The following is a 10,145-nucleotide window of genomic DNA, read 5'->3' as shown; positions in this document are numbered from 1 at the left end:
ATTAGAAATCTTGCTTGTATCTCCTTTGAGCTTAACTAAAAATTATCATTGGCGATCGTCGCTAGACGACGCGCTTCGAGTGAGCGTGCTTCGAGATTCGCTCACTCGATCGTATGACTTATTCAGCAAGCCCTAATTAGTAGCGATCGATTGATGAAGAGATTATCCGATCCAATTCAACGGGCAGCGACAGTTTCGTAGGGTGGGCAGTGCCCACAGACCATTTCCTATTTAGTAATATAAATGTTTTAGGTAATTAGTATCGCTCGATTGGTGAAGAGATTAGGCGAGCGAATTCAACAGGCAGCAACAGTAGGGGCGGCAGTATCTAGCAGCACCATTAATATCGATCGATTGGTGAAGAGGTGGCGATCGAATCAAGCAGTTTAAACTCTTATTACTTCGGCTCTAAATGGTCTGTGGGCAGTGCCCACCCTACTGGCGTGACTACTATGCAAACCCTTATCTTTCAAGCCCACTACAAGCAGATCTGGATGATAGTCAGCAATCAAGCACGACCTTCATACGAGACAACTCTACCATCGCTCATAATAGTATCCTCGAACAAAGCTCCACAATCAATCCCAAAACAGCCTACCGTATCGAGCAGGTTAGCATTTTTAAATTTGGAACCGCCAACGTCGGCTCGATCGATGTTAGCCCCTTCCAAATTGGCACGGGTAAAATTGCCGCGCATCCAAGAATACCGGAGATCGCAATTGCTCAAGTTGGCATTGGTAAAGTTGGAATAGGCGAGGTTAGCACCAAGGAAAATAGCTCCAGACAAATCGACTCCGCTCAAATCAGATTTCTCGGGAAGACGGATATCGATAAAATTTCTTTCTCCAGCAGCATATCTTTCGACCAATTCCTCAACGGTAATATTTGGCGTGAAGTAAAAACCAGTGAATTCGTGCCAGACGGGAGTGAGGATATCTTCTCTACCCCACGACCCTTCACGTTGAAACCAGAGAGCCAGTCTACGTTCGTGTTCGGCGGGATCGATGTTAATCCAATTCATAACAATGTCTCCAATTTACTAACTAACATCTACTCTACCGCCCAATCGATCTGGCATACCACCACCCCAATCAACCTTAACTTTGAAATAACCAACCTCCCCACCGGACAACTAGCCGAAGGCTCCATCACCAGCTACAACACCAACGGCACCCCTAAAACCGCTACCATCAGCATCGACAACGATGCCAACGGAGTCGGCTGGTTCCTCGACACCACCCCACAGGATAATAGCGAATTCACCGGAGTAGACAACTACCTCCAAGCCACCCCCAACAGCGCAGCATCCGGTAAATACGACCTCCTCACCACCATCCTGCACGAGATGGGGCACACCCTTGGCATTATTAACGGCTACAGCGAATTCAATAAATACGTCAAAAACGGCATCTTCACGACCGATACCCTCACTACCAAACTAACCCCCGACGGCTCCCACCTCGACAGCACCCTCTACCCCTACGATCTCATGAACACCAGTCTCAAACCTGGCGTTCGCAAACTCCCATCGGCGATGGATTGGGCGATTATTAATGCTCTCAATTCGGGTGTCGGAAGTGGGGTGTCGGGTGTCGGGACAGTCAACCCCGCCCACCTCACCGCAGGCGCATTAATCGGCATCACCAACGGCGACTTCACCACCCCCACCACCTGGAACACCGCAGGTGCCACCAACATCATCAATGGCACCGCCACATTAACCGAAGAGTCGCAAAAACTCTCCGAACTTACCCAAGCCTTCATCATCCCCACCGGAGCCAAAACCCTCCAATTCACCATCAAAGACAATCACCTAGTTACCGGAGACACCACCAAAACCGCCAACGATGCCCTTGAAGTCGCCCTCCTCGACACCAACACCTTCACCCCCCTCGCCGGAACATCTATCGGTTTAAACCACACCGACTCCCTCCTCAACATTCAAGCCAACGGCACCATCCACAAGAGCGATAAAGTCACCATCACCGCTCTCGGCAACAACAGTAGCATCGTCACAATTGACTTAACTCAAGTCACCCCCACCACCCAAGCCACCCTCTACTTCAATCTCTTAGGCTTCGGCGCAAGAACCAGCACCGTCACCATCGACGACGTAAAACTCTTCACCGACACCCAACCCATCCCCGTCACTAAAAACGATACCCTAGTTACCAACCAAGCCACACCGCTTACCTTCGACTTCGCTCAGGTAGCCGCTAACGACACCAACGTCACCCAGATCGAAATTATCAACCAACCGACTCACGGCACACTAACCCTGAACCCACCCCTACCCCTCCCAGGAGGGGACTTCACCTACACGTACACCCCCACCCCCACCTACGTCGGCACTGACAGTTTCACCTACCTCGGCTTCGGCACTGACGGACAGATTTCCAATCTCGCCACCGTCAACCTCACCATTAATAACCTCCCACCAACAATTGAAACTGTTCTCATTCCCAACCAAATTAACGAAGGACAAACCATCCAACTCAAAGCCACAGCCACAGACGGTGGTAGCAGCGACAACATTACCTACACCTGGGATTTAGGCGATAACAGTCAACCTGTAATCGGTCAAAATATCACCCATCAATTTATCGATAACGGCACTTATAACGTCAACCTCACCGTCACCGATCAAGATGGCGGTACTACTCAACAATCTACTCAGATTGTGGTCGATAACGTCGCCCCCACCGCTACCATCACCACACCAAATACCACTCTCAACCAAGGTGAATCCCTCAACCTCGGCGTAACTTACAGCGACGCAGGGATTAAAGACACCCACACCATCACCTGGAACTTTGGCGATGGTAGTAATCCCGTCAGTAACGTAAATAATCCCAGCCATCAATTTACCAAAGCGGGTACTCATAACGTCACCGTCACAGTTACCGACAACGATGGAGCCAGCACCACCAACACCATCCAAGTCACAGTTACCAACATTGCCCCCACGATTAACACCGTCAATATTCCCACGAATATTAAAGAAGGCTCCACAGTCCAACTCACAGCCATCGCCAGCGATGCAGGTAACGACAGCCTCACCTACAACTGGTATATTAACGGTGCGACTACACCAATTATCGGACAATCGATCGACGATGGCGGTGTGCAGTATGGCAGAGCATCCTAGTAACTAAATATACGGTGTCCTAGTACAAATCGAGCTAATGTATATATGAAGACATTTTTAAGTTGGCTCCGATCGCCGTGAATATCATGGGCGGGTCACAACAGCCAGATGACGAGCGCAAGCCGCTTACGCCTAGCACACCCTACCTCAATCTACCCGAGCGTCTAGGATTGCTATATTAACTATCAATTATCTACATGCCTAATACTTGGCACTCATCGCTCGTCAGTACCGCCGCCAATCTCAAAAACCGCGCCTTAAATCTATTCCTCAAGCAGAATTGCCCACTGTGCGATCGCACTGCCATCGATATCTGTTGTCAGTATTGCCAGCGTCAAATCCAAGAGTGTCAACTAGCCGATCCAGCACGATATTGGTATGGAGAGCTACCATTATTTGCGTGGGGTAAGTATACAGGCTCGATCAAGCGATCGATGGGTAAATTGAAATACGATGGTCATCGATCGATCGCTTATCTATATGGAGAACTGTTAGCAGATAGTTGGCAAAAGTCTCAACCTAGCATCGATAATTTAATTGTCATTCCGATCCCACTTCATGCTGACAAACTCGCGAGTAGAGGTTTCAATCAGGCTGAATTAATCGCTCGGAAATTTTGCCAAGTTACGGGTGCCAAATTGGATCTGAGTCTTCAGCGGACGCGATCGACGGTTGCGCAATTTGGACTCTCAAAATCGGCACGTCAAGAAAATGTAGCGGGTGCATTTGCCCTGGTGCGATCGTCTTTGAAGTCTGGTGCCAATATTCTATTAATTGATGATATCTACACTACTGGATCGACGGTGCGATCGGTCGCATCAGTCTTGCGATCGCATCAGCTTGATGTTTGTGGTGTCGCTGTCGTCGCCACTGGACGTGATGATTAGCTAATTTATATCTTCCATCAAAACATAGTTACTAGTGTTTAGTGGATGGTGAATGACGATTCGCTGGTGCAAGATGTGAGCTAATGTCAGTGATTAGCTCAGCCGATCGATCGCTAGCAACTAATTACCACCGCCCAAAATAAATAAGCTAACTAAAGTACTACTATTCCAGAGACTATGCAGTAACATTGATGCCAACAGATTGCGAGTACGTGCATAGACGACTCCCAAAATGATGCCGAGTGTGGTTAAGGGCAAAATTTCTGATAAACTCAAATGCGCGACCCCAAACACCAGCCCACTAATGCCGATCGCTGCCCAGGTAGGCACGTAGCGAGTCAAGGAAGGGAGGAGAAATCCGCGAAATAAGAATTCTTCAAATAAAGGTGCGGCGATTGCCGCAGTGACAAAGAACAGCAGTAGCGCGATCGAGTCTTTGCCTTCGAGGACGATTTGGAGGAGGGGATTGCTACCCCCTTGTCCTTGCCAAATTTTATCATTGATTAGTGACACCACAATCACGATCGGTGTTGCGACTAAATAACCGCCAATCCCCCACAATAACCAATTAGATTTCCAGTTGAATCTAAACCAATCTGATGATAGTGGTAAGTAGGACTTAATCGAGGCATACAGTACCCCAATTGCCAGTCCCGACATCAACACATAGCTACTAAATACATAAATCCCTTGCCCTCTGGCTGTTAATGTTGCTGGATTAACCACTGCACCAAAGACAACAGGCAGCAAAAACTGACCGACAAAAAAGAAACCTAATACGAATACTTGCCAAACAATTTCCCAATCCCACGGCGTTATCCACGGGGTCTTAATATCTGCGAACAGCAGATCTGTCACAGATCGCTCTGAGCGTTGCTGGAGCAGTCTAATGATAAATCTAACCGTATAAAAGATAATTAAGCCGACACCAGCTAGCGCAATTAGGACGCGGGGAATTGTGATTAAGGCAAGTTGGATTAAAGCATTCTTAGACTTGACTTGCTCGGCAAGCGATAGCTGAGTAAGCGATTGCTTGTCATCTACATCTGTATATAATTGCTCCAAGACTCGATCGCGAAACCAGCCATCAAAATTGGCTGCGATTTCTGCGGCAATTTGGGGTGAGGTATTTTTAGTTATCGCCGATGGTTGTTGCCAGATCTCGATCAGTGATGCTGCGACATTTTTAGATGTACTGCTAGATGTCTTAACAACTTTTTGCCAAGTTTTAATGGCTTGCTCTGGTTGGTTGTTCACGGCTTGCAAAATACCCAGGCGCAAGTCGATTTTAACGATTTCTGTCTGCGCGGCGGCGATGGTGCGATCGACTAGATTGGTTTGTAGCTTGGCTGCTGCTTGGCTCTGAGGATCGGTAGTTGTTGCAGTCATATCTGCTAAACTAAGATTGAGCTTTTCAATTGCCGATACATCACTTGCGCGGGCATCTTCATATTGCTCGGTGGCAGATTCGAGCAAGTCTTTACCGACAATCGCTGTCTGCAATACCCCCAGTCCCGCTGCATCTTCTGTCGGGTGCCATTCGGAAGCTACCAAGACGAGATTGGTTTGATATAGCTCGAATTTGCCTTGAATCTGGGGTCGATCGAGTGTGCCGATCAATGAGAAAATTAGTTTAGATAAGATAAAGAGTGTCAGTACGCCAAGCACAATGCGGCGAAGCGATTGAAAAGACGGGAGGTTTTGGCGATCGAGACTCATTGAAATGCCAACTAAAATTTACAACCAGATCGTTATTATATGACGTTAACTCAGAAGTTTGCCTACCTCTTTAGCATGACGCTAGGTCTGAGTATTTTAATTTATCTCTTACGCGGTTTTGCCGTCGTGACTTTTTTGCCAGGTAGCGTCTTGCTCGGGTTAATTATCCTGACAATTTCAACTTTCTTTATTTACACTATTCTAATTACCAAACGGTAAATACTTACAACAGTTAAGGGCAATGATTGCATTTAGTACCTGCTCAAAAAATCGAGCGATACTATTAAATACGCTCGATCTCTGGAGGTCTTTGGATTATTTTCAGGTATTTTCCGGAAGATTAACTGCTGCTAGCTGGTAGTTATTTAGGCTGGACGATGGTAGTTGGCGCAGTTGTTTTCTTGTTGCGATCGCGCAATGCTTGGCTTTGACGAGCGCGAAAGTCCTCGGTCGCCGAGTTTAATTGTTCGCGTTGTTCGTTACTATAATTAGGATTGATTTTACCATTGAGTTGGGCTTGGTTAATCAGGTTGAGCAAGCCAGAGGTATCGCCATTGTTAGCGCGACTAAAGGGATTACGATTATCGCCGCTGTTGCCATCAAAAGTGTTGTTAAATTGCGCTGAGGCAATGGTGGGAATTAGGGATAGGGATAAACCGATCGCTAGTGAAATAGGGAGTATGTTTTTCATAATTTTAAATAAGATAATGTTAGTACGAATGCAAATTGGAGTGGCGATAAGATCCGATGATGCACGCTCGACTCGAATAGTTCCTAATGCTATGCTAACCGCCGTTTTAACAAGGGTTGAATCGCCGCCAAGGTTAATCCCGCAAAACCTACCAAGATCGCCAAGGAGGTGCCAAAGGAGATCGCGCCCCAAGGAGCTTGGAGGACGATACTACTCAGATCCCACTGGGGGTGGTTGTACAAGTACCGGATTGGCTCGATCGCATAAGTGAGCGGATTGAGCGATGCGATGATTTGGAGCCATTGGGGCATAAATGTCAATGGTGCAAGGGCGGTACTGGCAAATAATAAGGGGAGGTTGACGACAAAAATGACGGCAATCAATTCGATATGTCCAGGTAGTGCGAAAGTCAACCCCAAACTCAGTGCGGTGACACCCACGACGAGCAGCAAGATAATCAGGGCAATAATACCCAATCCAGCCAAACTCGGCAACCCAGCACCGAGCAGTGTATTGACGCCGATAATTGCGGCTGTCTGGACGAAACTCAGGGCGACGATATAAATCGCCGAGGCAGCAACGATCGAATAGCGAGACGCTAACGGGGCGACGAGGAGCCGATTGAGGAAGCCAAACTCGCGATCGAACATCACAGGCAATCCAGCATTTAATGCCCCGACAAAAGCGGTAAAGACAATCAATCCCGCACCTAAAAATTGACCATAGCTCAAGTCGCCACCCATCATCCCTCGGGGCGCATTTTGAAACAATGCCCCAAATAAGACTAGGAACATCAATGGCTGAACGATCCCCGCCACCAGTGAGGACGGACGCCGCTGGAGTTGGATAAATAGCCGCTTGGTAAGGGCTAAGGTTTCTTGGATAAAATCAGCCAGATCGTCCGATTGGAGTGGTTCGCGCGATCGGAGGCGATCGCTTGGTGGTAGGTTTACAGGTGTGGAAGTGTCGATCGTGCCGCTCATGATAGGGTTGAAATTAATGAATAAGGAATGAATGATTGCCGAGCTTTTTGTCAGTAACTGGCGATCGCCAGTAGTCGGCGACTTACCCCACAGCAAAGGTTTAGAGCCTCCTGCCGATCTGAGTAAATAGTTGCAATCGGGGAGATTTAAACTCCCCGCTCTCAACTGTCAACTGTCAACTGTCAACTGATTACCGCATCCTTTGCTTTTGTTCTGCCTTGAGATCTCGACTGCTAGCCGCACTGAGTTCGGCATCGAGCAAGGTTTTTCCTGTAGCGGCGAGATAGACATCATCTAAACTCGGTCGCGATTGTGAGATCCCGAAGATCGGTATACCTGCTGTTTGGAGTGACTGCTGGATCGTCATCAACACATCGCGATCGGGTGTAACTACCAGATTGAGCGAGTTGGCTGAAGTAGCGTTGACGATCGCTTCTTGGACGAACGGTAATTCGCTCAACATTTTTTGCGCGCGTTCGGCTTCGAGTAATGGTGTAAACTCGCGGATGCGGAGCGTAATCCGATCCCCACCCAACTTATTTTTCAGCTCAGACGGGGTACCTTCGGCGATGAGTAAGCCGCGATCGATAATGCCGACGCGATCGGCTAAAGCGTCTACTTCTTCGAGATAATGACTGGTAATCAAGATCGTCGTCCCACTCGCCCGCAGTTGGCGCAAGAAGTCCCACACTACTACTCTGCTCTCGATATCCAAGCCCACCGTCGGCTCGTCCAAGACGAGGACTTCCGGCTGATGCAGCAGTCCCGCCGCCAGATCGATCCGCCGTTGGAGTCCGCCGGAGTAGGTACCTGTTTTTTTATCAGCATAGCTGTGCAAGTCCAAGAGTTCGAGGAGCACCTCGATCCGTTGTTTGGCTTCCGCCTTGGGGATATGGTAGAGGGCGGCTTGCAGTTCGAGCAATTCCCGACCCGTGAGCATTTTGTCAAGCGCGACTGCTTGAGCGACATAACCGAGTCGCTTGCGGGCTTCGCGGGGCTGTTCGAGGACAGAAATGCCGTCGAGATCGATCGTGCCACCATCGGGCTTGGCCAGAGTACACAAGCAGCGAATGGTGGTAGTTTTACCCGCACCATTGGGGCCGAGCAACCCAAAAATTTCGCCGCGTTCGACTTGGAAAGATATGTCTTTGACCGCTGTAACGGTACCGTAACTTTTGGACAGATTTTGAATATTTACTGCGGCTGCCATCATCTATCTCTGATTATGGACATTAGTAACTACCGGATCGATCTGCGCTAACTAGGCGATCGCACTTGAGCTACTACTCCCTATGTTAACAATTTCCGCGATCGGGCGGGAAGTTTTTTAGTGACTCGATCGATCTGGGGGAGAGGACGGGGGAAAGATCTCAATACTTCTCGTTAAAGCCACCCCTGCTTGGTGCAACACATGCACCAGGGAACCTCCGCGTGGTCTTTCTAAGGGGGGGTTGGGGGTAAACTAGTGGCGTGCTTGAGTGGCTTTGAGCATGTAGTGGGTAATCAGTAGCTGTGTCAAAGCCAGGGGGTAACTTTGGAGGATCTCTCCGGTGGTACCCGTAACTTTCCCTAGATTGGGGTTGATTTGGCGATCGCAGACTTGGTGTAGATCGGGCATGTCAGCACAGATCAGCCCCTCCAAGACGCCGATACTCTCGGCTGTGGCATGACTATCGATTTCGAGGACATCGACTGGCTTGCCCATATCGCGATCGAGATTGAGGCGGATGGCTGGTGATGTCTCGCTAACGGCTGGGGTTAAAACATCACTCAGATCTGGGTGAGCGATCGTCGGTCTGAGCACGAGCCGGACATTGAGGATGGAATTACTCTCATCTGCTGACTCGCTGGGTTGATAAAAGCTGACAATCAAGTCCGCCCATTGACGCTGGGGGCGAATAAATTGCGCAGAGTCTGATTCGCGCTTCTGGAGTTCGGTCAAAACTTGGGCTTCGCTATAGCCGCGCTTGAGCGTATCGCGCTGAATCTTCCAGGTGGTACGCAGGGACTCTGGTGGGGCGAGGTACACCTTGACATCATAGCAATCGCGTACCGCAGGTGTAGAGTAGCCGAGTAGTCCTTCGACGATCGCAAACTTGGTTGGTTTGATGTACTGCGGGGCTTCAAAGGTACCGGTGGTGTGACTGTAAATTGGCTTGAGGATGGGCTGTCCGCTGCGGAGCAAAGCCAGATGCTGCTGCATGATATCGAGGTAGTTGCAGTCTGGGTGTAGAGCTGTGATGCTCAGTTCTTCCCGTTGCTGGCGATCGTAGCGATGGTAGTCGTCGGTACAGATGATCGTGACGTTTTCTTCGCCGAGGATTTGAGCGATGCCTCTAGTTAGGGTGGTTTTACCTGCCGCGCTATCGCCGACGATGCCTAGAATGATGGGACGATCGCTCATTGGGTTTAGTCTCCGGATCTGATTTGTGGTACTTTCACTCGATCGATCGATGGTTGTTGCGGTGCGATCGTCTGTGTGGGTGATGGTCTGCGATCGCATAATAGGCGATCCGATCTAGTTTTGGCTAGAGATGGATGACTGAATTGTTGTGGAGGCGATCGGATCGTGGCATTATTTAGGGCTTGCTGAAGAAGACTAGAACCCGCGAAGGGAGACGAATTCAATCGATAACGGGAAGAGCGAAGTCCCAGAAAATTAGCTAAGATCGGTCTAAAGCCTAGTCCAAGGTGTTAATACTCATGTACCGACAAGT

Annotated in this window: 9 protein-coding genes; 3 read left to right on the top strand and 6 right to left on the bottom strand. The window is 49.0% G+C overall.

Features of this window, described 5'->3' with window-relative positions:
* Nucleotides 1–508: 508 nt before the first annotated feature.
* Nucleotides 509–1,021, bottom strand: a complete 513-nt coding sequence (locus ACEW9I_RS10455; protein WP_373540281.1) for a pentapeptide repeat-containing protein — start codon at nt 1,019–1,021, stop codon at nt 509–511.
* Between ACEW9I_RS10455 and ACEW9I_RS10450 the strand changes: the two genes are divergently transcribed.
* Both ACEW9I_RS10450 and ACEW9I_RS10445 read left to right on the top strand, forming a co-directional pair.
* Complete coding sequence (locus ACEW9I_RS10450) at nt 989–3,148, top strand: PKD domain-containing protein (RefSeq protein ID WP_373540280.1); 2,160 nt, start codon at nt 989–991, stop codon at nt 3,146–3,148. The genes ACEW9I_RS10455 and ACEW9I_RS10450 overlap by 33 nt on opposite strands.
* A gap of 197 nt (nt 3,149–3,345) precedes the next feature.
* Nucleotides 3,346–4,035, top strand: a complete 690-nt coding sequence (locus ACEW9I_RS10445) for a ComF family protein (RefSeq protein ID WP_373540279.1) — start codon at nt 3,346–3,348, stop codon at nt 4,033–4,035.
* A 120-nt stretch (nt 4,036–4,155) separates the two neighbouring features.
* Here the strand turns inward: ACEW9I_RS10445 and ACEW9I_RS10440 are convergent, their stop codons facing one another.
* Nucleotides 4,156–5,754 carry a type II CAAX prenyl endopeptidase Rce1 family protein gene (locus ACEW9I_RS10440; RefSeq protein WP_373540278.1) on the bottom strand — a complete coding sequence of 533 codons (1,599 nt, stop codon included), beginning with the start codon at nt 5,752–5,754 and terminating at the stop codon, nt 4,156–4,158.
* A gap of 39 nt (nt 5,755–5,793) precedes the next feature.
* On the opposite strand from ACEW9I_RS10440, the gene ACEW9I_RS10435 reads away from it, so the two are divergent.
* Nucleotides 5,794–5,973: a hypothetical protein gene (locus ACEW9I_RS10435; protein ID WP_373540277.1), complete on the top strand. Its 180-nt coding sequence runs from the start codon at nt 5,794–5,796 to the stop codon at nt 5,971–5,973.
* Nucleotides 5,974–6,115: 142 nt separating this feature from the next.
* On the opposite strand, the gene ACEW9I_RS10430 is transcribed toward ACEW9I_RS10435, so the two are convergent.
* From ACEW9I_RS10430 to ACEW9I_RS10415, 4 genes are all read right to left on the bottom strand, one after another.
* Entirely contained in the window at nt 6,116–6,445 is a 330-nt protein-coding gene (locus ACEW9I_RS10430; RefSeq protein ID WP_373540276.1) for a hypothetical protein, read from the bottom strand.
* A gap of 89 nt (nt 6,446–6,534) precedes the next feature.
* Entirely contained in the window at nt 6,535–7,428 is an 894-nt protein-coding gene (locus ACEW9I_RS10425) for an ABC transporter permease (RefSeq protein WP_373540275.1), read from the bottom strand.
* Nucleotides 7,429–7,618: 190 nt separating this feature from the next.
* Nucleotides 7,619–8,638, bottom strand: a complete 1,020-nt coding sequence (locus tag ACEW9I_RS10420) for an ATP-binding cassette domain-containing protein (RefSeq protein ID WP_373540282.1) — start codon at nt 8,636–8,638, stop codon at nt 7,619–7,621.
* A 252-nt stretch (nt 8,639–8,890) separates the two neighbouring features.
* Nucleotides 8,891–9,832, bottom strand: a complete 942-nt coding sequence (locus ACEW9I_RS10415; RefSeq protein WP_373540274.1) for a phosphoribulokinase — start codon at nt 9,830–9,832, stop codon at nt 8,891–8,893.
* Between the last annotated feature and the right edge of the window lie 313 nt (nt 9,833–10,145).

Origin of the sequence: Chamaesiphon sp. (assembly GCF_041738855.1) — a bacterium.
Classification (GTDB): Bacteria; Cyanobacteriota; Cyanobacteriia; order Cyanobacteriales; family Chamaesiphonaceae; genus Chamaesiphon.
Note: the sequence above shows the minus strand (reverse complement) of the source record. Positions and strands in the feature narration are given on the sequence as shown.

Coding starts and splice junctions, on each gene's coding strand:
- ACEW9I_RS10455 (WP_373540281.1), bottom strand. CDS start 1,021: ATGAATTGGATTAACATCGATCCCGCCGAACACGAACGTAGACTGGCT.
- ACEW9I_RS10445 (WP_373540279.1), top strand. CDS start 3,346: ATGCCTAATACTTGGCACTCATCGCTCGTCAGTACCGCCGCCAATCTC.
- ACEW9I_RS10440 (WP_373540278.1), bottom strand. CDS start 5,754: ATGAGTCTCGATCGCCAAAACCTCCCGTCTTTTCAATCGCTTCGCCGC.
- ACEW9I_RS10435 (WP_373540277.1), top strand. CDS start 5,794: ATGACGTTAACTCAGAAGTTTGCCTACCTCTTTAGCATGACGCTAGGT.
- ACEW9I_RS10430 (WP_373540276.1), bottom strand. CDS start 6,445: ATGAAAAACATACTCCCTATTTCACTAGCGATCGGTTTATCCCTATCC.
- ACEW9I_RS10425 (WP_373540275.1), bottom strand. CDS start 7,428: ATGAGCGGCACGATCGACACTTCCACACCTGTAAACCTACCACCAAGC.
- ACEW9I_RS10420 (WP_373540282.1), bottom strand. CDS start 8,638: ATGGCAGCCGCAGTAAATATTCAAAATCTGTCCAAAAGTTACGGTACC.
- ACEW9I_RS10415 (WP_373540274.1), bottom strand. CDS start 9,832: ATGAGCGATCGTCCCATCATTCTAGGCATCGTCGGCGATAGCGCGGCA.